The organism is Enterococcus sp. AZ171, assembly GCF_051714005.1.
GTDB classification, from domain to species: Bacteria; Bacillota; Bacilli; order Lactobacillales; family Enterococcaceae; genus Enterococcus_B; species Enterococcus_B pernyi.
In genome coordinates this window covers 1265154-1286230 of record NZ_JBIORA010000001.1, presented here as the reverse complement: position 1 = coordinate 1286230, position 21077 = coordinate 1265154, and the positions used below count along the sequence as shown (strand labels likewise).

Annotated in this window: 25 protein-coding genes and 2 pseudogenes; 10 read left to right on the top strand and 17 right to left on the bottom strand. The window is 37.4% G+C overall.

Going from position 1 to position 21077, the window contains the following annotated elements:
* Positions 1–211 precede the first annotated feature (211 nt).
* Positions 212–808 carry a LysM peptidoglycan-binding domain-containing protein gene (locus IGJ49_RS06260; protein ID WP_016249999.1) on the top strand — a complete coding sequence of 199 codons (597 nt, stop codon included), beginning with the start codon at positions 212–214 and terminating at the stop codon, positions 806–808.
* A 62-nt stretch (positions 809–870) separates the two neighbouring features.
* On the opposite strand, the gene IGJ49_RS06255 is transcribed toward IGJ49_RS06260, so the two are convergent.
* Entirely contained in the window at positions 871–1425 is a 555-nt protein-coding gene (locus tag IGJ49_RS06255) for a ClbS/DfsB family four-helix bundle protein (RefSeq protein ID WP_010735616.1), read from the bottom strand.
* Positions 1426–1768: 343 nt separating this feature from the next.
* Positions 1769–2203: pseudogene (gene arsC / locus IGJ49_RS06250) on the bottom strand (arsenate reductase (thioredoxin)).
* Positions 2204–2463: 260 nt separating this feature from the next.
* Here arsC and IGJ49_RS06245 point away from each other — a divergent pair.
* Entirely contained in the window at positions 2464–2646 is a 183-nt protein-coding gene (locus tag IGJ49_RS06245; protein ID WP_010735618.1) for a helix-turn-helix transcriptional regulator, read from the top strand.
* Positions 2647–2667: 21 nt separating this feature from the next.
* Positions 2668–2922 (top strand): hypothetical protein, encoded by a 255-nt coding sequence (locus tag IGJ49_RS06240; RefSeq protein ID WP_010735619.1) that lies wholly within the window; start codon positions 2668–2670, stop codon positions 2920–2922.
* 213 nt (positions 2923–3135) lie between these two features.
* On the opposite strand, the gene IGJ49_RS06235 is transcribed toward IGJ49_RS06240, so the two are convergent.
* The 5 genes from IGJ49_RS06235 to IGJ49_RS06215 form a co-directional block, all read right to left on the bottom strand.
* Entirely contained in the window at positions 3136–3312 is a 177-nt protein-coding gene (locus IGJ49_RS06235) for a hypothetical protein (protein WP_438722782.1), read from the bottom strand.
* Between the two features lie 15 nt (positions 3313–3327).
* Positions 3328–3582: a hypothetical protein gene (locus IGJ49_RS06230; RefSeq protein WP_438722780.1), complete on the bottom strand. Its 255-nt coding sequence runs from the start codon at positions 3580–3582 to the stop codon at positions 3328–3330.
* A gap of 24 nt (positions 3583–3606) precedes the next feature.
* Positions 3607–3807, bottom strand: coding sequence for a hypothetical protein (locus IGJ49_RS06225; RefSeq protein ID WP_438722778.1), 201 nt, complete (start codon positions 3805–3807; stop codon positions 3607–3609).
* Positions 3808–3973: 166 nt separating this feature from the next.
* Positions 3974–4432, bottom strand: a complete 459-nt coding sequence (locus IGJ49_RS06220) for a GNAT family N-acetyltransferase (RefSeq protein WP_349520330.1) — start codon at positions 4430–4432, stop codon at positions 3974–3976.
* Entirely contained in the window at positions 4422–4910 is a 489-nt protein-coding gene (locus IGJ49_RS06215) for an ASCH domain-containing protein (RefSeq protein ID WP_438722776.1), read from the bottom strand. The genes IGJ49_RS06220 and IGJ49_RS06215 overlap by 11 nt, the downstream gene beginning before the upstream one ends.
* A 250-nt stretch (positions 4911–5160) precedes the next feature.
* Here IGJ49_RS06215 and IGJ49_RS06210 point away from each other — a divergent pair, with 250 nt between their 5' ends.
* On the top strand, positions 5161–5667 hold the full coding sequence (locus tag IGJ49_RS06210; RefSeq protein WP_153830405.1) for a phosphoribosylanthranilate isomerase: 507 nt from the start codon (positions 5161–5163) through the stop codon (positions 5665–5667).
* A 45-nt stretch (positions 5668–5712) separates the two neighbouring features.
* On the opposite strand, the gene IGJ49_RS06205 is transcribed toward IGJ49_RS06210, so the two are convergent.
* The 3 genes from IGJ49_RS06205 to IGJ49_RS06195 form a co-directional block, all read right to left on the bottom strand.
* Complete coding sequence (locus tag IGJ49_RS06205) at positions 5713–7140, bottom strand: IS1182 family transposase (RefSeq protein WP_371740615.1); 1428 nt, start codon at positions 7138–7140, stop codon at positions 5713–5715.
* A gap of 359 nt (positions 7141–7499) precedes the next feature.
* Positions 7500–7838 (bottom strand): metal-sulfur cluster assembly factor, encoded by a 339-nt coding sequence (locus IGJ49_RS06200; protein WP_019723739.1) that lies wholly within the window; start codon positions 7836–7838, stop codon positions 7500–7502.
* A gap of 248 nt (positions 7839–8086) precedes the next feature.
* Entirely contained in the window at positions 8087–9016 is a 930-nt protein-coding gene (locus IGJ49_RS06195; RefSeq protein ID WP_438723982.1) for a YitT family protein, read from the bottom strand.
* Positions 9017–9190: 174 nt separating this feature from the next.
* Here IGJ49_RS06195 and IGJ49_RS06190 point away from each other — a divergent pair, with 174 nt between their 5' ends.
* Entirely contained in the window at positions 9191–9685 is a 495-nt protein-coding gene (locus IGJ49_RS06190) for a YajQ family cyclic di-GMP-binding protein (protein WP_438722773.1), read from the top strand.
* A 58-nt stretch (positions 9686–9743) separates the two neighbouring features.
* Here IGJ49_RS06190 and IGJ49_RS06185 read toward each other — a convergent pair whose 3' ends face one another.
* On the bottom strand, positions 9744–12092 hold the full coding sequence (locus tag IGJ49_RS06185) for an ATP-dependent DNA helicase (protein ID WP_438722771.1): 2349 nt from the start codon (positions 12090–12092) through the stop codon (positions 9744–9746).
* A 315-nt stretch (positions 12093–12407) separates the two neighbouring features.
* On the opposite strand from IGJ49_RS06185, the gene IGJ49_RS06180 reads away from it, so the two are divergent.
* The 3 genes from IGJ49_RS06180 to IGJ49_RS06170 all read left to right on the top strand — a co-directional run bounded on the left by IGJ49_RS06180 (position 12408) and on the right by IGJ49_RS06170 (position 14749).
* Positions 12408–13034 (top strand): MBL fold metallo-hydrolase, encoded by a 627-nt coding sequence (locus IGJ49_RS06180; RefSeq protein WP_010735633.1) that lies wholly within the window; start codon positions 12408–12410, stop codon positions 13032–13034.
* Between the two features lie 23 nt (positions 13035–13057).
* Positions 13058–13762: a histidine phosphatase family protein gene (locus tag IGJ49_RS06175; protein ID WP_010735634.1), complete on the top strand. Its 705-nt coding sequence runs from the start codon at positions 13058–13060 to the stop codon at positions 13760–13762.
* 153 nt (positions 13763–13915) lie between these two features.
* The gene (locus tag IGJ49_RS06170; protein WP_010735635.1) at positions 13916–14749 is read left to right on the top strand and encodes an undecaprenyl-diphosphate phosphatase; all 834 of its coding nucleotides are present in this window, start codon (positions 13916–13918) and stop codon (positions 14747–14749) included.
* 115 nt (positions 14750–14864) lie between these two features.
* On the opposite strand, the pseudogene abc-f reads toward IGJ49_RS06170, so the two are convergent.
* Both abc-f and IGJ49_RS06160 read right to left on the bottom strand, forming a co-directional pair.
* Positions 14865–16448: pseudogene (abc-f, locus tag IGJ49_RS06165) on the bottom strand (ribosomal protection-like ABC-F family protein).
* 111 nt (positions 16449–16559) lie between these two features.
* Positions 16560–16694, bottom strand: a complete 135-nt coding sequence (locus IGJ49_RS06160) for a hypothetical protein (RefSeq protein WP_010735637.1) — start codon at positions 16692–16694, stop codon at positions 16560–16562.
* Positions 16695–16955: 261 nt separating this feature from the next.
* On the opposite strand from IGJ49_RS06160, the gene IGJ49_RS06155 reads away from it, so the two are divergent.
* Positions 16956–17288, top strand: coding sequence for a PadR family transcriptional regulator (locus IGJ49_RS06155; protein ID WP_019723123.1), 333 nt, complete (start codon positions 16956–16958; stop codon positions 17286–17288).
* Complete coding sequence (locus IGJ49_RS06150) at positions 17285–18241, top strand: permease prefix domain 1-containing protein (protein WP_438722769.1); 957 nt, start codon at positions 17285–17287, stop codon at positions 18239–18241. The genes IGJ49_RS06155 and IGJ49_RS06150 overlap by 4 nt, the downstream gene beginning before the upstream one ends.
* 198 nt (positions 18242–18439) lie before the next feature.
* Here IGJ49_RS06150 and IGJ49_RS06145 read toward each other — a convergent pair whose 3' ends face one another.
* The 4 genes from IGJ49_RS06145 to IGJ49_RS06130 are packed head-to-tail and all read right to left on the bottom strand — an operon-like array spanning position 18440 to position 20663.
* Entirely contained in the window at positions 18440–18661 is a 222-nt protein-coding gene (locus IGJ49_RS06145; protein WP_438722768.1) for a hypothetical protein, read from the bottom strand.
* Between the two features lie 22 nt (positions 18662–18683).
* Positions 18684–19007: a hypothetical protein gene (locus IGJ49_RS06140; protein WP_438722767.1), complete on the bottom strand. Its 324-nt coding sequence runs from the start codon at positions 19005–19007 to the stop codon at positions 18684–18686.
* Positions 19008–19009: 2 nt separating this feature from the next.
* Entirely contained in the window at positions 19010–20248 is a 1239-nt protein-coding gene (locus IGJ49_RS06135) for a hypothetical protein (RefSeq protein WP_438722765.1), read from the bottom strand.
* Positions 20235–20663 (bottom strand): DUF1310 family protein, encoded by a 429-nt coding sequence (locus tag IGJ49_RS06130; RefSeq protein ID WP_438722764.1) that lies wholly within the window; start codon positions 20661–20663, stop codon positions 20235–20237. Before IGJ49_RS06130 ends, IGJ49_RS06135 begins: the two co-directional genes overlap by 14 nt.
* Positions 20664–21077 lie beyond the last annotated feature (414 nt).

The following is a 21077-nucleotide window of genomic DNA, read 5'->3' as shown; positions in this document are numbered from 1 at the left end:
AACAAATGTCAGAAGCGCACAATTCTTCATTTATGATGTTTTTCTAATTAAAACGCACATTATTTAAACACATTCTTGTTACAAAAAAGGAGTATTTGTCACAAACTGTTACGTATCTTTCACCTATGAAATATAATCCCATGGTAAAGTATTACTCGTTAGCGAAAACAGCTAATCAAAATAACTTTTTAAAATACGAAGGAGATCTTTCATGAAATCACTTAAAACTATTCTTTTTGGAACAACTTTGGCCGCCGGCGCTGCATTATTTATGGGTACTTCTGCACACGCAGACGAAGCCTACACTGTTCAATCAGGTGATACTTTATCAACGATTTCTCAAAAATACGTTGGTGACAACTCCTTGATCCAAACAATTGCCGAAGCTAACTCAATCTCAAACATTCACCTGATTTTTTCAGGTCAAGAATTAACTATTCCTACTGGTGAGCAAGCAACTGCTCCTGTCGCTACTCAAGCACCTGTAGAACCTGTTCAAGAAACAGCGCCAGTTGTGGAAACACCTGTAGTAGAACAAGCACCAGTTGTAGAACAAGCACCAGCTACTGAAGTCGCTGTTTCAACTGGTACGAACGATGCCAAAGAATGGATCGCACAAAAAGAATCTAGCGGTTCTTATACAGCAACAAACGGACGTTATATCGGCCGTTACCAATTAGACTCTTCTTACTTGAACGGTGACTACTCTGCTGCCAATCAAGAAAGAGTGGCAGAACAATATGTTGCTTCTCGTTATGGCTCTTGGGATGCAGCCAAAGCTTTCTGGTTAGCTAACGGTTGGTACTAAAAAGAACGATTTTGAAAAAATGGGAATCCTATTGATTCCTATTTTTTTTGTTCTTGTTTCACTTAATTTCCCTTTTGTTTTTGCTTCTGCTTTTGACTTTGTTTGATTTTTTTGATTGCCCAATCATAATGACTCGAAGTAGCAGAAACGAAATAACTGCCAAGCGTTGTATTCCCCACCCAAGAATACTGGTTTTTTTGGAACAGTTGATCGTCATCGAAGGTTTTCGCCAGTAACATCACTTCTGCATGGCTTTCCTTCAACCAGTCAGACGCTTGCCGTAACGTAGTAGACTGATGTTTTTTTGTAAAGCCACGATTCATCTCGGCTGTCGTTCGCCAATTATAGGGTTCCGGCAAAAAAGATACGCCTTCTCCCAATTGATTACTTTTTACCCATGTTAATAATAAAGAATGCCACTCGTACAAATGGATCAACACGTCTTTGATCGTTTGATCTCTTCGCCAATGTGCTTCTTTTCTTTTTTCAAGAAATACTTCCTCAAAATCAAATGTTGCTTCCCTTTGTTCCACAGGTATTGAATCGATCAACTGCTGCAATTTTTCAAAATTTTTAGTTGCAAGTATCAATAACTCCTCTTTTGACTTTGGTCTCATCTTCTTCTCCTTATTAAAAATACATTCGTTTTAAAACGTTTCCAATCCAACTATAATTTAGTATGCCTGATTTTCAAAAAAAAGACGAGTAATATCCTAGAATGAATATACATTCTAGATCATTACTCGTCTTTATCCACTTGATTCAACGATTTTCATTCCATGTCTTGACTGAAAACCACATATCACTATAAACTTTTTTGAGCAAGTCATTCATTTAGCGGTACTCACTTTGGTACGCTGACAATTGCAAAGGCATCTTTTTCTTCCATTCAATCATCCATTGAATTCTCGTCGCCAAAAAAATACTGCATATTCTTAATTATCGACAGGCGTTTTTTCCTTAGTTAGCCATATCCTTTATTTTTTTCTTGATGATTTCGCGGGTCTTTCTAAATTCAGCAAAAATCTCTTCTTCTGTACCAGTAGCTTTTGCCGGATCTTCTAGATCCCAATGTTCATGACGGATATGAGCAGGAATCACTGGGCATTTATCTAACGCATCTCCGCAAAGCGTAATGATCAAGTCCGCATGGCTAAAATAATCTGCATCAATCAAGTCTGAAGTTTGACTCGTAATGTCGATGCCATCTTCTTCCATCACTTTTACTGCACGTGGATTTAATCAATGTGTCTCTACTCCCGCGCTACGAACTTCAAATTGATCTTCCAGATATTCGTGGCCATACCCTTCAGCGATCTGACTTCTGCAAGAATTTCCTGTACATAAAAAATAAACTTTCTTTTTTTCTACACTTGTTGACTTCTCCAAAACCATTCCTCCAATCCATTAATACTTTGAGGATTAAGTGTATGATATCATAAATTCAAGGGATCGTTAGTTTATTCAAAAAAAACGTACGGTTTTTAATAAAGCAATGATCCGCCAGTTACATAACAAAAAACTAAGAATACAGACAAAACAGCATTTTAAAGCATTTCAAAGACTTTTTACATGCTAAATCTGGCAATGACAAAAACCTTTGATCGTCGATTTTGACCTCTTCGATCACACTGAGATAAGAAGGAGCGGATACTATGGACTTAAGTCATCAAATAAAAAAATATCGCAAACAACTAGCTTTCTCCCAAGAAGAATTAGCCGAAAAATTATATGTTTCAAGACAAACGATTTCAAACTGGGAGAATGAACGTAGCTATCCTGATATTCATAATTTATTATTGCTGAGTGTCCTATTTGACGTTTCTTTGGATGAATGAATCAAAGGAGATATAGAAAAGATGAAAGAAAATGTTACCCTTACTGAACTGAACAAATATACTAAGATCATGCTAGTTTTCATGCTTCTCACCTTGATTTCAGTAGGCCCATCCTTATTTTTACCCGGTAATTGGCGATTAGCCCTTCCCTTGATCTTTTGGATCGCCAGCATGTACGGCTCAATAAAAGTTGAGGGACTCAAAACAAGAGAATATCAAAACCTACAAAGAAATCGTCGCATTCATGGAAAACAAAGAAGTAGCACCTCTACGTAAACAAAGAAACAAGGTCAGAAATCGGATCGAAAAAAAGTAGGCATCGTCATTTTGTTTGGACTCATTTGTGGAGTGATCGCTTTCCTCGCAAGTCTGCCGTTTATACTTCTTGATCGCTAGTAATCCCATAGAAAAAAACAAGATCCACCTTCAAAGATTGATCTTGTTTTTTTTACACCTAGGCGTTAGTAGACTGCCCATGGTTTGTAGTCATTAAATCTGTCTATTTCTTTCCCACACCATGAGGTATTCTTTCTCACCCGTCGATTCATCCATTTGTTCATCCACTTTTCTAAAGTCATTTTTATAGTAGAAACGGATCGCTCGTTTATTCTTATGATAAACATGCAAGCTTATTCGTTCTTTTTCTTTTTTAGCAGCTTCAATCAATTTTTGTCCAATTTTTCAATTTTGATATGTTGACTCTACAATAATTCCAGCTAAATAAGATTCATCTACGATGCCCATAAAGCCAACAATCTGACTATTCATTTCACAACAATAAATTTCTGCTTTTGGCAATTCTTTTTTCAACAACGCTTTTTTCTCATACCAATATTTCTCATCAATAAAATCATGTGTCCTGATATTGGTCGTTAACCAAATAGCTAGTAGTCGGTCCATTATCTCTTGGTCTAGTTTCTTCACTTTTTTAATCATCCCATTACTCCTGAAAGCTTATAGTTATTCTTCATACCTCTTCAAACGATCATTTAGATTGCCCGCATGGATGTTTACTGATATCCGCGAACGTCCTTCTTCAATTTTGAGGTCTAGAAGACGAAGTTGTTCTGTATAACAAAGAAGTTGTTCCGGAGTGATTTGAAAATCAATATGATTGTAGGTTTTGAGAAGCTTTGTCTGCTTATCTTCCATCAATGCCACCCACAGATCACCGATCAATAAGAATGTTTCTGGAATTAATGAGTATTGTTTTCCTTACTCGAATACACTTCTTTTGCATCAAAGATCTCCGTAAAGACTTCTGTCGAACATTTACGACCACGAACGACAACTGTCATGTGCGAGAGTTCCAACTTCGCTTTCTTTTTTAGTTAAGAATTTTTAGCATTACCAAACATGGATTCCATTCATCCCATAAGGTTGGGAACACTTCTAGCTCAACAAAACCCATCCTTCGATAGAATCCAATCGTCTGATCATAGATAGCGTAATGCCCTTCGGCGACCGTTTTCACTTGTAAAAATAGGTAATGTTCTCTTGCATAGGATTCTAGTTCATCTAGTAATCGCTTACCTAATCCTCGATGATGATAGGCTTTTTTTATCCCCATACAATAGATCTCACCGGTGGCCTTACTTGTTTCTTTTAAACTGATAAACCCTATTGATTCATTTGTTTCTTGCAAGACCCACAAAGGATATTTTTGGTAGTTCTCGATGTATTCTTGTGTCGAATCTGGCAAGCCAAACCATTCTGGCAAATCATTCAAGACTTCTTGGACGATTTTTTTCTTTTCTATTGCTTCTTCTACTAAATCAATACGCATTGGTTTCCTCTTTTTTCGGCAAATATCGATCAACAAGTTGGAATTGTTCAAAGACGATTTTTGTTTCTTCATTGAGCAATAGTCCATGTTCTTTATAGTAAGGTTTGAAATAATTGTAATGCCCCTTTTGCCAATACATAAGAGATAAGTCGCCTTCACCTTCTGTAGCTGCCAGTTCTTCGGTGATTTCTTTCCAAGTTAGGATCAACACTTCGACAGTCTGGATAATGCCTATCGGTACTTTAGAGCTATTCACAACGACGGAGTAGTCACCAACTTTAGGTAATGGTTCGTTATCCATTTGGTAAAGCTCATACCCTGAGCTTGTCCCTGTTTTCTTCCCTTCCAATACTAGATCTGCTAATTCATCTGCGTGTTCTTTCGTATTTCCAAAAGCAAAAATTTCATATAATGACGCTTGTGACACACCATTTTTTAAGCAAAAGCTTTCCCAATATTTTTGTGCTTCTAGGTTCAATCTGTCACCAACTTTCTGATTGATAGTAAATCAAGTGTACCAAAAATTGGAAAACTAAGCCATTCACACTCAATTTTTTACAACTCCGATAGTCACATTTATAGTTACTCACCAACTTCACTTCTTAAATACAAGAAATAAAAAACTAGATTCACTTTTTGAGATAATCTAGTTTTGTTTTCAGGATGAAATGGAAAATTAGACATCTACTTTGTTACAATAAATGCAACCAAAGAAAAGGAGAAAATCCATGGAACTTTATTTCAAAGAGTTTTTATTGATCACGCAAAAATTAAACAGGCAACAGATCACTCCGCTACTACTAGGTTCATTAGGCTTGTCTTACTTAACAGATATCGACTGGCAACCAAGAGACATTGACATCCATGTTCCTGGCGATCCACGGGGTTGGGAGGCACCCGACAAAGATCGCTTGCACAATTGGCAAAGCATCATGAAAATTATGGAAACGTTGAATTACCAACTAGTTGATTTACACGAACATGAATTTGCAAAAGATTCTTATAACATCCAGTTTGGCAGCGTGGACAGTCTTCTCGGCTTTGCAGGTATTCCACTTAATGAACTCTCTCTAATCAGAATCGATGACTGTTCCTTTTACTTACCTACAGCGGAACAATATTTGAAAGTATATCAACGTTCTGCTAAAGATAGTTACCGTGCAGAGAAAAATAATCATAAGGATCTAGCAAAGATCGAGTATTTGGAAAAGTACTTGAATAAGAATAAGCAATGAGAAATTCTGAAGCCTTCAACCAATTATCTTTTCAAAGATAATTGGTCAGACTGTAGACAAAAAGGAGTGGCTTAATTGCCAACTCCTTTTTATTAGTCTTTGTAGAAATTTGAAATAAAAAGCCATAGGCTTTTTTGCTTTCCATAGCCATGAGGCTAGTTTTTTTAAATTCATGGCAGCAAACGTAAGCATCGTGTGCGTGGCGACTTTTTCGAGACCTCGATATTTTGTCCAACGCATACCATGCTTTTCTTTTGCATCTGCAAATATTCGTTCAATAGTTTGTTTTCTCTTTTTATAAATTTCTCTATTCAACGCCGTATGGCGTTGGTGTTCAAGTTCATCCATAAGATCCGCCCAAACATGTCGAGTTACTATTTTTTGATGTTTTGTACTCAAAGTACAGTTTTTAAGTAATGGACAACTCCTACAGAATTTTGGATTTGATTTATAGGTTCGATAACCATCACGAGTGATAGTTGAAAATAACAACGGTTGATTATTGGGACATAAATAGCAGTCAAAATAGGCATCATAAACAAAGTCTTTTTTACGAAACATTCCTTTTACTCCATGAGGTACAGTATATGGAAGAATCGGGTAGAGTTTCAAGTGTGACAGAAAATGAACAAATTTAGGCGTCTTATATCCTGCATCAGCGACAACACGCTTTATATTTGGAAAAGCTCTTTTCGACTGTTTGACCAGATCGATTGCGACTTGGCTGTCATGTACATTTCCTGGTGTGATTAATGTAGATAAGATAAAACCATTATCTTCACAGGAAGTATGCGCGGAATAAGCAAATTGTTTTTCTCGTTCACCTTTAACATAGTAACCACTTTCTGGATCTGAATGACTTATTTTTTGAAGACTCAACTCACTTTCTGTGTCCCATGTAAAAGGACGTTTTCCTACAGCAATACGTTCTTTATTTATTTCATCTTCTAATTCATCTTGATAAGCTTTAGCTTGACCGTAGGTCATTTCTTTTGTGAACTTATGTTTATTGGCATTTGCCTTAATATGAGTAGAATCAATATAAAGGTTGTCTTCCGTAACGAAGCCAGCTTTTACAGCTTGTTCTAGAATATGAGAGAAAATGTCTTCAAATAAAGTTGTTTCTCTAAATCTTCGAACATAGTTTTTACCAAAAGTAGAGAAATGCGGGATAGGATCCTCGAATGAATAACCTAAAAACCAACGATAAGCAACATTTGTTTCAACGTCTTTAATGGTCTGTCTCATCGAACGGATACCAAATAAATATTGGATAAATACTAATTTAATTAAGACCACTGGATCAATACTGGGACGACCATGGGTCGAATACGTAGATTCTACAATGGGATAAATGAAATCAAACTGAATCGCAGCATCAATCTTTCGAACTAAGTGATCTTTAGGTACAAGATCATCAATTGTTAACATAGCAAATTGATTTCTACCTTCAATCGATTGTTTTCTCATCATTAGAATCACTCCCAGAATAGTTTATACAATGAGTATAAAACAAAAAAACTGCAAACAACACTCCAAATTTAGGAGTTTGTCTACAGTCTGACCAATTATCTTTTCAAAGATAATTGGTTATTTCATGTTTAAGTCTCTTTATTCACTGAGACCCTTCCATAGTAAATCCCCTACCAGACGTGCTAAATAGCAGTGGGATATCTTAAGTTGAAATAAGTGAAAGCTACTCTCTTTTTCACAAAATAACCTATCTTCTAGCCAATCATCGACATAAAATTTTGCATAATAAAAAACTCTCCTATCAACTTTTCCTAAAAGTTAATAAAAGAGTTCAGCGTTAATTTAATCATTAGTTATTTCTAACGAATACCAAGCGCAATTCGTGCATAACGACTCATTTTATCGGTTGTCCATGCGGGATACCAGACTAATTTGACTTCTGCTTTCGACACTTCTGGCACTTCTTTTAGTGCATCATGGATCGATTCAGTCAAGATATCAGCTAACGGACAGCCCATCGTTGTCAAAGTCATTTTAACAACGGTATCTCCATTTTCAGGGTCAAATTCGATTTCATAGATCAAACCTAGGTTCACGATATCGATTCCTAGTTCTGGGTCAATCACCATTTCTAACGCGGTGAGAATTCGCTCTTTGATTTCATCTACTTCTTCAGCAGACCATTTTTGTTCACTCATTCTTCGGATTCTCCTTCTCACAATTTTTGTTTATCATACCTTTTTTTAAGAGGTTTGTAAATATTCATTTGGCTAGCAAGGTCTGGACAGAAGTCTTTCACCTCAAGAACTAAGGTGACAGCTACGCAAATTGTTTTTCAAATTTTTTTATAGATCCTCTTAGTTCCTAAGAACTTATTTCTTTTTCCACCAGTTATTCGGTTCAAAGGTGACAAACAAAGGGGTAGATTTGTTTGCCTATTACTTTTTTATTTGCTTTTTGCCTTTTTAGATGCATGTTTGATTTCAGGAAGAACCCCTGTTGAACGATACATTTTTTGTTCGTTTTCATTGGCAAAGCGACCAAAAACGGAATGCGTTGGTAAAATATTGATGAACGCATCTTCATCGATCTCATGGACGATTTGATCAAGATCATACATTTCGTAACGTGTGATGACCATCATGATCATTTTTCCTTCACGTTTTGAATATCCACCAACTGAAGGTAAGAGAGTCATCCCCCGAACCATGCGTTGCGCAATTTCAGCAGTCACTTCTTCAGGTTTCACAGTGACAATCATGGCGGTCACTTTTTGGTGACTCGTATGGATCGCATCGATGACTTGAGTCATTGCATAGATCGAGATGATTGTATACAAAGCACTTTCCCAATTAAAGAGGAAGCCAGCTGCTACGACGATAATGCCATTTAAAATCAGCATATAGTTTCCTACGGTTTTCCCTGTCGTTTGAGAAAGAACCAATGAAATGATGTCCATTCCACCAGTCGTAAAACCCATTTTTAGAGAAATACCGACACCGACGCCAAGTAAAACACCACCGACTAATGCATTCATCAGTATATTATCTGTTACCTGTCCTGTCGGTAAAACTGTCGTCATGACTGACACACAAACAACGTTGATGAAACTAAGTACAGTTGCGCGTTTTCCGACTTTTAAAAAGCCTAGTATAAATACAGGAATATTCAATAGAAAAATAAACGTTCCAGTATCGACATCTATATGGCCCCATTCAGATAATAGTGAAGCAATGATTTGGGCAATCCCGTTCATTCCTGCAGAAAAGACGTTGGCTGGAATCAAAAAATAATTCAATGCCACCGCTGCAGACAAACCGGTCATCAAGATAACCACTATTTTCTTAAGATTTTCGTTTCTTTGATAGACAGTCATGAATCTGCTCACAAGCACCTCTCCTTTTCAAGTTTATTCCAAATGTAAGAATAACAGTTTCTTCCAGAAAATAAAATAGCGACTACTTAAATGAGAAGAATTTTAGTAAAGATGTCACAAAAAAAATAAGCCTATGCTACAATAAAAGAAAACCGAATGAACGAGGAGGACATTATGGCAAAAGATGCAAGTTTTGATATCATTTCAGAAGTATCTGTTGAAGAAGTAAAAAATGCAATCCAACAAACCACGAAAGAATTAACTAACCGTTTCGATTTCAAGGATTCAACGGTTGAGATCAAGTTAGAGAATACAAATAAATTAGTTGTGCTAAGTGACGATGAATTTAAAATCGAACAAATCAAAGATGTTTTGTTTGGAAAATTGAATAAACGCAATGTGCCAATCAAAAATATCCACTTTTCTGAAACGGAACACGCTTTAGGTGGTAAAGCACGCCAATCTGCTGATCTAGTCAATGGGATCGACCGCGATAATGGCAAGAAGATCACAACCGCGATCAAAAATGAAAAACTAAAAGTGAAAACACAGATCCAAGAAGACCAGATCCGAGTAACTGGTAAAAATCGCGATGATCTACAAGCTGTGATCGTACTTTTAAGAAAACTAGACTTGCCGATCGAATTGCAATTTACAAACTACCGTTAGTTCATGGGTACTATTGAGATATCACTAAAAAAGGACAAGCATTTTGCTTTGTCCTTTTTTAATGGTCTTGCCAAAACTGATGGATAGTTTGTGATAGTGCCTCAACTGTTCGAACTTCTTTTGCTTGGTGCCAATGTGGCGGGAAAAGTTTACGATAATTTGATGAGACAAAGCGTTGATCGGCTAAAAGCACAATGCCTTGATCTTCCATATCTCTGATTACTCGCCCAGCTGCTTGCAATACTTTATTCATTCCTGGTAACTGGTAAGCATAAGCAAAACCTAGTTGTTCTTTTTCATCATAGTAAGATTTGATCAACTCTTGCTCATGATTCATTTGTGGTAAGCCCACACCAACGATCATACTACCAATCAAGCGTGATCCGCGTAGATCGATTCCTTCTGAAAAAATGCCGCCAAGTACACAAAAGCCTACTAATGTTTCTTGCGGTTCGACTATAAATTCTGCTAAGAAATCTTCTCGTTCTTGTTCATTCAACTGGGTTCCTTGGATAAGTGTGCGAGTCGAAGGGTAAGTTTCTTTGAACACTTCGGCGACTTGGTCCAAATATTGATAGGAAGGAAAGAAAATCATATAATTGCCCTTCTTCCCTTGAATGAAACGTTGAATCGTTTCGACTAAACGTGGCATACTCTGCTCTCTTTTGCGATACGTCGTTTCAAGATAACTTGCTATAAGTACTTGTTGATTCTCAATTGGGAATGGACTAGGTAAGCGATACGCTAAACTCTCTTTGCCCCCTAATGTTTCTTGATAATAAGAAAGTGGTGAAAAACTCGCAGAAAACAAAAGACTACTCCGTCCTTTATTCAACGATTGTTCTAAAAATAAACTAGGATCGATGCAAAATTGCTTCACGATCAAATCATGGTAACTTTTCTCTACAGTTGTTTCATAGTGATCGTCATAGAATTCACTGATTTTTAAAAAATGATTCAAGTCAAAATAAAATCCTAAAATTTGCTCTTGCATCGGGTGTTCAGGATATTCAGCCAACCATTCTTGAATAAATTCACCGAGTTGAAACCCTGCGTTGATCAATGAATCTGCTGGGGCTTTTTGATGATGATAGTTCCATCCTTCTTCAAGAGCAATTTCTTGGATCTGATCAAAAGCTTTTAAAAGACGATTCCATCGACGACGTAGTTTTTTAAATTCCTTCGGGATCTCTCCATAGACTTTACGTGCTTTTCCATAAGATAATTCAGCAGAATAAATTTCTCTTGAACGATTGACTAAATTGTGTGCTTCATCGATCAAGAAAAGATGATCTTCATTTTTCTCTTCATCAAAAAATCGTCTCAAGTAAACCGTTGGGTCGAACAGATAGTTGTAATCCCCGATGATCACGTCACACCATAAACTGACATCTAAAGAGAGTTCAAATGGGCATAAGGTATGTTTCTTCGCATATTTCTCAATTACCTCACGAGTAATCTGGTTTTCGTGGTTTAATAAATCCCATAACCCCTCGTTGATTCGATTATAATAGCCATTGGCATAAGGGCATTGGTCTGGATTACACGTGGTCTCATCTAAGAAGCAAATCTTATCTTTCGCTGTCAAGGTCACACTTTTTGTCTCAGCCCCAACATCTTTTAACGCTGCTAACGCATCTTCAGCCACCTGTCTCGTAATGGTTTTCGCGGTTAAGTAAAAAATACGTTCTCCTTCATCTTCTCCGATCGCCTTTAAGGATGGAAATAATGTAGAGATCGTTTTTCCAGTACCAGTGGGAGCTTCCGCGAACAGTTTTTGTTTTGTCCGGATCGTTTTATAGGCAGCAACTGCCAGTTCCCTTTGTCCTTTACGATACTCTTCGTATGGAAACTTTAGTGCCATCAATGAGGCATTACGTACCGTACGCCAATTTTGCTGAAAAATCAGCCACTCTTGGTAATCCTCGGTCAGTTTTTTAAAAAACACTTCCAGTTGTTCTCTCGTCTGATGTTCCACTTTCCTTGTGATGACTTCTTCTGTGGTTTGATAATAGGTTAGCTGGAGGTTGATCTCCTCTAAGTTGTTTTCTTGACTATAAATATAGGCGTACACTCTTGCTTGATGAAAAAACAATTCGACTTGTTCGGGTTCTAAATCTTCAAAGCGTGGTTCCGACGTTTTAATTTCGTCGATGTGGTACACACCATCTTTTTTGAAGATACCATCTGCTCGTCCTTCAACGATCAGTTCATAAGGATCAAGCTGTACACTGGTTTGTAAGAACACTTCTTTTTGATACTCTTCGCCTGCTTCTTTTTGGAGCTTGCGGTGGATTTTTGCACCTTCCAAGGCGGTATGATTACTTTTCTTTCGATTATCGATACTTCCGCGACGCAAGATGAACTCGACTAAGTGACGGACGGATATTTTAGATTTTTTCACCATGGTCGCCTCCTTCTTGTATTAGAGTACCGCAAAATAGACCGTTTCGCAAAAAACAAAAACACCCTGCTCGGATAAGCAGGGATATAGGATGTAGAATTTGGATTTTTGGATACACTCAATGTAACAAGAGTAAATGAAAAATCAATGAAAATTTTCTATTCTTCCGTTTAAAATTTTTAAACACTTTTCATATAATCTGACAATTCAGATAACTGATGTTATAAAAGTAGACACTTTTGTTTCTGATCCATATTTGCGTTATACTTATATCGAACGATAGAAGAAAGAATTTTTAAAAGTTGGAGGTTTCCTTTTATGCATGTTTTACAATTAAAAACTGGAACAATCGAGGAAAACTGTTACCTTGTCTACAATGACGAAGCGCTTCTGATCATTGATCCAGGAGCTGACGCTGAAATGATCCAAGAACAAATCAAGAAGACCCAGCAACAACCTGTCGCTATCTTATTGACTCATACGCATTACGACCACATTGGCGCTGTCGAAGCATTGAGAAATACCTATGACATCCCTGTCTATGTCAGTCCATTAGAACAAGAATGGCTTGGAGATCCCATCTTGAATCTCTCAGGACTTGGTCGCCATGATGATATGGATAATATCATTGTTTCTCCTGCGGAATATGAATTTGAAATGAAACAATACCGTCTTGGGAATATGTCATTTGAAGTCGTTCCAACACCTGGTCATTCAGCCGGTAGTGTTAGCTTTATTTTCGATGACTTCGTGATATCTGGAGACGCACTCTTTAAAGGGAGTATCGGTCGCACCGATCTCTACACCGGTAATTTAGAGCAGTTACTCTATAGCATCACGACACAGCTTTTTGTTCTACCAAATGAATTTGTGGTCTATCCTGGCCATGGAGAACCAACAACGATTGAACACGAGAAAAAAACAAACCCATTTTTTAACGCTTAATCAAACTTAGGAGGTCGTTCAACATGAGTGAAACAACCCTGTATATCGTCCGTCATGGTAAAACAATGTTCAATACGATTGAACGTGTGCAAGGCTGGTGTGACACACCATTGACGAAACAAGGACAAGAAGGTATCCATTTTTTAGGTAAAGGTCTAAAAGATATCGATTTTTCTTACGCCTATTCAAGCGACAGTGGCCGAGCAATCGAAACGGCACGGATCGTTTTAAGCGAACATACAAAAGGGAAAGAAATTCCTTACTTTATTGATAAACGGATTCGTGAATGGTGTTTTGGTTCGCTAGAAGGTGGCTACGATATGGAGATGTGGGGTGTCATTCCTCGTGTACTAAATTTTCAAACATACGATGAGATGTTCACCACAGATGTGACCTTTGAACAAATCGCTAATGCCATCTATGAGACGGATACTGCTGGCTGGGCGCAACCTTATGCCGAATTAAAAGAACGTGTCTGGTCAGGTTTTGAAGATATCGCCCATCAGTGTGAGAAGAACAATGGTGGCAATGTTTTAGTCGTCTCCCACGGCCTAACGATTGCTTTTCTTCTTAGCTTGATCGATCCTTCTCAACCAGTTCGTGCTGGATTGTTAAATGGTAGTGTCACAAAAGTAACCTATAAAAATGGTCGTTTTTCAATTGAAAGTGTCAACGATACCAGTTATATCGAACAAGGAAAACAACAGACAAGAGAATCATTTATGTGATGAGTCATTGAATAAGTACATTGAAGTCTTTTGATTTCAGTGTACTTTTTTTGAAGTCCTTTATTTTTGTATGAATCTCAAAGAAACAATTTGGCTTTGGAAACAAAGAACGGTATACTAAATGTTGTATTTTAATTGGGAAGGAAGGAATTTATGTTTTTTGCAAATATCATAAAAGCAGCGATTCTAGGAATCATTGAAGGAATCACAGAGTGGCTGCCAATCAGTAGTACAGGACATTTGATCTTAGCAGATGAATTCATCAAGCTTGATGCGAGTTCACAATTCATGTCGATGTTCAATGTCGTGATCCAATTAGGAGCGATCTTAGCCGTCGTTGTTTTGTATTTCCACAAGTTGAACCCTTTTGCTCCTAGCAAATCCTCGAACGAGAAAAAAGATACGTGGGTTTTATGGTCAAAAGTACTTGTTGCTTGTGTGCCAGCAGCTATTATTGGTTTATTATTGGACGATTGGTTAGATGCCCATTTTTATAAATTTTTACCAGTAGCGATCGCCTTGATCGTTTACGGTATCGGTTTCATCATTGTTGAAAAGCGAAACAAAAATAAAACACCTCGTTGGTCAAACCTGAATGATTTGACTTTCCAAGCAGCGATTCTGATTGGGGCTTTCCAAGTCTTGGCTTTGATACCAGGGACTTCACGCTCCGGCGCTACGATCCTTGGAGCAATCCTGATTGGTGCTTCCCGCTTCGTTGCCACTGAGTTCTCATTTTTCCTTGGCATTCCAGTGATGTTTGGTGCCAGTGGATTAAAGATCGTGAAATACCTTGCTGATGGCAACAGCTTCCAAATGGAAGAAACAGTTATTCTTTTAGTAGGTACTGTGGTTTCATTCATCGTTTCGATTTTTGCGATCAAGTTCTTGATCAACTACTTGAAACGTAATGACTTTACTGTTTTTGGCTGGTATCGTATCATTCTAGGGATCATCTTGATCGGTTACTGGTTCATCGCAATGTAATTTGATATGCTCATCGCAAACCAGCTTAATGATTGGTAAGCGCAACAACAAAACAAAATAGTAGTAAGATCACGCATCGCTGAGCTTACTACTATTTTTTATATACTTTTTTGAGCTAAAATGAATGATCCTCATACAACAACTTTTCGATTTTTTTATCTTTCACTAATAAGATCTGATCGAAATTCTTTCGCAAGAAATAGCGATCATGAGTAACTGCTAAAATGGTACCGGTAAATGTAGACAATAATTCTTCGACTTCTTCTCTTACATAGATATCCAAGTGATTGGTTGGTTCATCTAGGATCAATACATTGATTTTCTTTTGGAACAGTTTCAAGAGGTACAGCCTTACTTGTTCTCCACCAGAAAGATCTTTGATCCTTTTAGCAACATCCCCACTGAAGAATCCAAAATTCGCTAATACTTGTCGTGCTTTCTGTTCATCAAGTATCAGGTATTTAACATAATTCAATATCCGTTGTTCTGGTTGATCAAACGTTAATCGTTGAGGTAAATAGCCAATTGACAAACTTGCGCCAGTTTTAATGGCCCCTTCATCTACTCCTATTTCCCCCATCACTACTTTTAATAGCGTTGATTTCCCAGAACCATTCTTACCTAATATGGCGATCCGCTCACCACGATAGACCTTAAACGAACTATCTGAAAACAAATATTTTTTACCTACTGTTTTCTTTATATTTTTGGCAACCCACACTTCTTTCCCCGACAGATCATCTTGACTGATTGTAGTTAGTTTTTTGCGGGGGACCTTAGGCGCATTTATCAGTATCATTTTTTCTAATCTACGCTCGATTTCTTATGCTTTTTTAAAGAATGCTTCGTTGTCTCCTTCATTCCCCCATTGGCGATAGCGTCGTATCATTCCTTTCAATCGTTTGATTTCTTTTTGCTGAAGTTCATGATTTTTTTGAAGTTCCTGTATCCGTTGTTTTTTCAACGTCATGTAACGACTATAATTTCCCGAATATTCGATTATCTGACCGTCCTCGATCTCCATGATTTTTTTGACTACATTGTCAAGGAACGCACGATCATGGGAAATCACGAGGAACGCACAATTTGTCAATCTCAGATATTCTTCTAACCATTGTACGGAGTCGAGATCAAGATGATTGGTTGGCTCATCTAATAGAAGGACATCATTTTCTTGTAATAATACTTTGGCTAATTCTACTCGAATACGTTCGCCTCCGCTTAATTGACCGAGCGGTGTTTCAATTTGTTCTGCAAGGTCTAATCCTTTCAAAACACTCGTGATCCGATCTTCTAATCCATATCCGCCCATCGTCTCAAATCGTTGCTGCAAGTCGCCATATACTTTCATGATATGGTCCAGATCTTCCGTTGCGATACACATTTTTTCTTCATAGTAATTGAGTTGTGTTTGCAATTCTTGGATGTCTTTGAAGCTTTGATACACATAGTCAAAAGTAGCGATTGAGCCATTTTCCATTTTCTGTGGAATATAACCAATCGACAGCCCTTTTTTCCTACTAACTGTCCCTTCATCAACACCTTCAGATCCGATCAACATTTGAAGAAAAGTTGTTTTCCCAGTTCCATTTTGTCCGATCAATCCGATTTTGTCTTGCATATTGAGTGTGCAACTCAAATTTTCAAAAAGAGGTACACCACTATAATTTTTACTGATCTTATTCGCTTGAATATACAATTTCTCGCTCCTTAAGACCAATCAAAAAAGCCATGAAGAAATTCATGACCTGTTGTTATTTCATTTATCTGGTACTTAGTTAAAAATGGAATAAACATATTGAATGGTCATTTATTTTTGATTGATTTTTCTATTTTTAAGCGCACTGATGCCTTGGATAGAAAATACAAAAATAATTGCATGACTAAAGCTAATATGATATCTAGAATAATTATCTGTTTCTGTTATTTTAGTCAAGCTGCCCATTAAATATGTCCCTCCTTTTCCTTATATTTATATCAATTGTACCAAATCACTCATAAAAGCTCAAATGAGACTAAAAGAAATAAACATCTAGACTGAACATTGCTACATTTCTACATGTATTGTCTCTACTGATCGATTTCTACCAAAAAGACTCAGACCTAAGACTGAATTCTAAGTAATTCATTTTATTTACTTTATCTGTCGTAGTAATTGTTTTATAATTATTACGACAGATGTAGTAATTATAAAGGAGGTGATCGAGTGATATCAAGTGATGCAATTCGTGGGTATAATGATGCCATCATCTTATCGATTCTTTCCAAAGAAGATTCCTACGGGTACGAAATCTCTAAACAGATTCGCGAGGGAACTGATTCAATGTATATCATCAAGGAAACAACCTTATACTCCGCGTTTACACGCCTAGAAAAGCAAGGGCTGATCCTTTCTTATCCTGGCGAAGTCACCCATGGCAAGAAACGAACGTATTACCGAATCAGTAGTGCTGGGAAGAAATTATTAGAAGAAAAAAAAGACGAGTGGCAGCAAACAAAAATCGTTGTTGACCGTTTTCTACAAGGAGGAGAAACATGAAAACCATTAAGGATTATCTAGATAGTTTATTTTTAAATGTACCGAATACACCTGAAACAAAAAAAGCCAAAGAAGACCTATTGGCAATCATGGAAGATCAGTATCACGGATTATTAGAAGAAGGAAAATCAGAGCATGAAGCCATTGGTGCAGTCATCAGTGAATTTGGTTCTATTGATGAGATCCTCCAAGAATTGGAACTTTCTCGGTCCTCTTTTGACGAAGAAGTCTGGGAAAACGAGATTGAACTCGATGAAGTGATTTCATTTTGGAACCAAGTCCGTCGTTTCTCCCTTTTTCTTTCAACAGGAATTGCTAGTTGTATCTTAGCTGTAGGAATGCTCTTATTTTTTGCTAATGGTATTAGCGAGATCATCGGTTTTCTGGCAATGTTTCTTCTGGTCGCTTTAGGCGTTGGTTTGATTATTACTACAAGTTTGAGCTATTCAGCTAGTAAGAAGAAACTAAATGATCGACCCTATTCACAACAAGTAAAAATTGAAGCAAGACAACAAACAGAAGCCTATGCGAAAAGTTTTCGAGTAGGACTAGTTTTCGGTATCATTTTATGTATCCTTTCGGTCACACCTATCTTGACGAATAGAGCCTTTGGCTTACCGATTGGATTCGCTTTATTACTTTTCTTTGCTTCCGTGGCACTCGGCGTCTTCTTTATCGTCTACGTCAGCATCATCTACACTTGGTTTTCAAAAGTCGCTGAAGGCACGTTCTTTATCTCAGATGAAGATGAGCCAGGACCACGAGCATCTCAACACATGTACGGAGAATCAGCAGAAGCGATTCGTTTATTTGAACGTTTATACTGGCCGGGCATCTTCATCGTTTACATGGTTTGGTCCTTTATGACCCGAAGCTGGGCTTACTCTTGGCTCATCTTTGTACTAGGCGGTGTATTAGAAGACTATTTTCTTGAAAGATTGAAACGTAAATAACTTCTCAATCGCGGTCGGGGCAGAATTGTTTAGCCTCAAGAAATAAGGCGCAATCCACGAAAATTGTTTTTCAGATTTTTATGGATTGCGCCTTATTTTTCGAAGAGGTTACTTTTGTTCCCAGCATTTACTCAGTTTAGGTAGTGCGAGAGGATGGATGTTCCAGAGATTTTTCTGTTTTCTAACTAAAAGCTTTTGTTATGTCTTTGACCACGTTCGTTGCCTTATCGACCCATTCTCCTTTTGCGCATCAGTTAAGCGATCGGTATACTGTTTTATCCTATCTTTTAATTCTTGGTTTGTGAGTTCTCGCGTGACTTGGATCGTCTTCTTCTTTGTATCTGAACTGGCACGGCTATGACTAGCAATAAACCAAGAAATCAATGCTTTTTCTAGTCCCCTTATTTGCTCATCAAACATTGCTCTCTTGCCCTTCCATTGATTAATTTTTATGATTTAATTTAGCTGACTGATAGTTTTGCTGATTTTCTGCTAATTCGTCTTCAATCCTATGTAATGCTTTACGTACATATTGCCCTTCTTCGCTTGCATCATTGATCAAGCGATACGCGATACGAGGATCGATAGTTCCTCCGTCTGAAAATATTCGTTGAGTCAGCGGGATTTTTTCTCCTAATTGATCTAAGTAGCGTGTAAATGAACGTTTTTCTGCTTCAAGATCCGCTATTTTATTCTCTAATTCATCTTTCTTGCGCCAATAATCTTCTTCGATTTTTTTCATTTCTTTCGACTCATTATTAGCCATCACTAAAATGTTCCTTTCTTGAATTGGCTCGCTAATTCACTATCCAATTGTATTTGCTGATCAATCGTCTGATTGATTTGGTAGATCAGATCTTCGTAACTTGATTTGATCGAGCGAAGTTGATTCAACGCCGCTTCATAGTCAGTGACTGGTTCGATTAGTACGTGTTGTCGAGTCACCCCTCCTCGCTCTAACGCTTCTATTTGTTCCATTTCTGTAAGATTGCTTCCATATGAACGCGCATTAGCGATTGTATCTTGCCACAGTTGATTCGCCTGATCGATGCCTGTTTGATAGACCGTCATCAGTTCAGTGATTTTTTCATCAATCGCTGTCTTCATTCCTGAAACAATGCTTTTCGCTTGAACTGCATCCAGGTAAACTTCTTTAGCTGCCGAAATTCCCCCTGTTTGTCCGCTCCATTCACTTTTAATACTAGCAATTGATCTTTTTTTCAATCGTCTTTGATACTCAGCTAATACAGTGCCACTGCTATTCGTTGTTAATAAAGAACCATCTTCCTCAAATTGGTAACCTCCCCACATATGTTGATCAATCGTGCGCCTCAAGCCCAGCCGTTCAGATAGTGGATAAACGATCTGCCCAACTGCCTTTTTGCCTCCCCCATATCCAATCGCAACTAAGTCTTTTGAGTCAATGTAATTCAAAAGACGATACTCTGCGGTCAAATAATCCGCTTGCCGTTTTTGCTCAGGCGTTAATACCTCATAGATATTCGGTCCCTGATACACATAGCCATAAATACGATCCGCATCACTTGAAGAAATACTCGCTAACGCATATTGCGCATTCATTGATCCTAAAGAATGACCATATACATAAAATTCAGCATTTGGATAAGCTTCCAATGTTTGTTGTAGTGTTGTCGCAGAAGATTGAAGCTGAGGCATCGCTGCTGCCCCACCACCATTGATCACCTGAAAAGCTGTAAAAATATTATTGTACTGCCAATCTAATTTGGTATCTAATGAAGAATCAAACGACGAACCACGATATAAAACCATGACTTCTTTTACGCTTTCCCTTTCGCTAAGAGATGCTGATAAGGGAACATATTTGTCGGTAATGATAAAGGATTGTTCGCCGGTGATTTTGCTGTTGATGTGGGAGACGTAACCGATGAACTCTTTATCCTCATTTTTAAAGAAAGGCTCTTTTAAGCGCAAAGTTTCATATTGTTGCTTGGCTATTCCAACCTTTTCTTTTTCAGTATTCTTCACTATCTTCCCCTCCTTCTTTTAGTAATTCATATAGGTCAGAAGTAGTACGCACAATATCATTTTTTAGCTTACTTAGCTCCCCGTTTATCTGATTTCGATCTAGTAGATTAAAAACAAGTAACTTATTATTATCATTTATAATTAGAGGTACACTAATCCCACCCATTGGATTTCTCTTGATATTTTTATAATCAATTTTATAGTTTTTTATCACTCCTTCAGATGTCAACGCCTTAGAGTCAAGATTTTTCAATGTTTTCTCCAAAACGATTTTTGCTTCTTCACTATTCACAACTCGAATCATTTCTTCTTCTACCTTCAAATGGTCCATATACATTGTTCCTCCAATCCATAATAGGCATATGCCAGTGATGATCAGTACGATTTGGCGCTTCTTGATCGGTTTTCGCTTCATAAATGACCTCCTTTTTTATTATGTCTATCATAATTTTGTTGTAAGCAGTACGTCACAGCTTTTATGTATGTTTAATTGATCAATCAGTGTATGGAATGACATGCCACATAATCTTCTTCTCTTTTTCCCATCTCCTCTTATTTAATTACGCCATTTCAACTGACTCTCACAAACATTCACCCTTTCTTTTTTATATATTTTTGATCTGTTACTTTTTCACATCAAGTATACATGATAAATCAGACACTCTATTCTTCACCTCATAAAAACATGTTTTGACATCATCAACGTAGGTATTTTTCTCATTTTGCCTTTTCGTCTAATTCTTCGTACCTTTTGGTTCCTTCTATGGTCGATCAAATATTTTGCTAATGACTCTTTTGCATCGTATTAAAAAAATGGTATGATGAATAA

Excerpts from the sequence above, each read along its gene's own strand:
- IGJ49_RS06190 (WP_438722773.1), top strand. The coding sequence starts at position 9,191 with ATGGCAAAAGATGCAAGTTTTGATATCATTTCAGAAGTATCTGTTGAA.
- IGJ49_RS06185 (WP_438722771.1), bottom strand. The coding sequence starts at position 12,092 with ATGGTGAAAAAATCTAAAATATCCGTCCGTCACTTAGTCGAGTTCATC.
- IGJ49_RS06145 (WP_438722768.1), bottom strand. The coding sequence starts at position 18,661 with ATGTTTGATGAGCAAATAAGGGGACTAGAAAAAGCATTGATTTCTTGG.
- IGJ49_RS06205 (WP_371740615.1), bottom strand. The coding sequence starts at position 7,140 with ATGATGAGAAAACAATCGATTGAAGGTAGAAATCAATTTGCTATGTTA.
- IGJ49_RS06220 (WP_349520330.1), bottom strand. The coding sequence starts at position 4,432 with ATGCGTATTGATTTAGTAGAAGAAGCAATAGAAAAGAAAAAAATCGTC.
- IGJ49_RS06175 (WP_010735634.1), top strand. The coding sequence starts at position 13,058 with ATGAGTGAAACAACCCTGTATATCGTCCGTCATGGTAAAACAATGTTC.
- IGJ49_RS06210 (WP_153830405.1), top strand. The coding sequence starts at position 5,161 with ATGGAACTTTATTTCAAAGAGTTTTTATTGATCACGCAAAAATTAAAC.
- IGJ49_RS06195 (WP_438723982.1), bottom strand. The coding sequence starts at position 9,016 with ATGACTGTCTATCAAAGAAACGAAAATCTTAAGAAAATAGTGGTTATC.
- IGJ49_RS06160 (WP_010735637.1), bottom strand. The coding sequence starts at position 16,694 with ATGGGCAGCTTGACTAAAATAACAGAAACAGATAATTATTCTAGATAT.
- IGJ49_RS06130 (WP_438722764.1), bottom strand. The coding sequence starts at position 20,663 with ATGAAGCGAAAACCGATCAAGAAGCGCCAAATCGTACTGATCATCACT.
- IGJ49_RS06170 (WP_010735635.1), top strand. The coding sequence starts at position 13,916 with ATGTTTTTTGCAAATATCATAAAAGCAGCGATTCTAGGAATCATTGAA.
- IGJ49_RS06260 (WP_016249999.1), top strand. The coding sequence starts at position 212 with ATGAAATCACTTAAAACTATTCTTTTTGGAACAACTTTGGCCGCCGGC.
- IGJ49_RS06240 (WP_010735619.1), top strand. The coding sequence starts at position 2,668 with ATGAAAGAAAATGTTACCCTTACTGAACTGAACAAATATACTAAGATC.
- IGJ49_RS06150 (WP_438722769.1), top strand. The coding sequence starts at position 17,285 with ATGAAAACCATTAAGGATTATCTAGATAGTTTATTTTTAAATGTACCG.
- IGJ49_RS06245 (WP_010735618.1), top strand. The coding sequence starts at position 2,464 with ATGGACTTAAGTCATCAAATAAAAAAATATCGCAAACAACTAGCTTTC.
- IGJ49_RS06180 (WP_010735633.1), top strand. The coding sequence starts at position 12,408 with ATGCATGTTTTACAATTAAAAACTGGAACAATCGAGGAAAACTGTTAC.
- IGJ49_RS06255 (WP_010735616.1), bottom strand. The coding sequence starts at position 1,425 with ATGAGACCAAAGTCAAAAGAGGAGTTATTGATACTTGCAACTAAAAAT.
- IGJ49_RS06140 (WP_438722767.1), bottom strand. The coding sequence starts at position 19,007 with ATGGCTAATAATGAGTCGAAAGAAATGAAAAAAATCGAAGAAGATTAT.
- IGJ49_RS06230 (WP_438722780.1), bottom strand. The coding sequence starts at position 3,582 with ATGATTAAAAAAGTGAAGAAACTAGACCAAGAGATAATGGACCGACTA.
- IGJ49_RS06200 (WP_019723739.1), bottom strand. The coding sequence starts at position 7,838 with ATGAGTGAACAAAAATGGTCTGCTGAAGAAGTAGATGAAATCAAAGAG.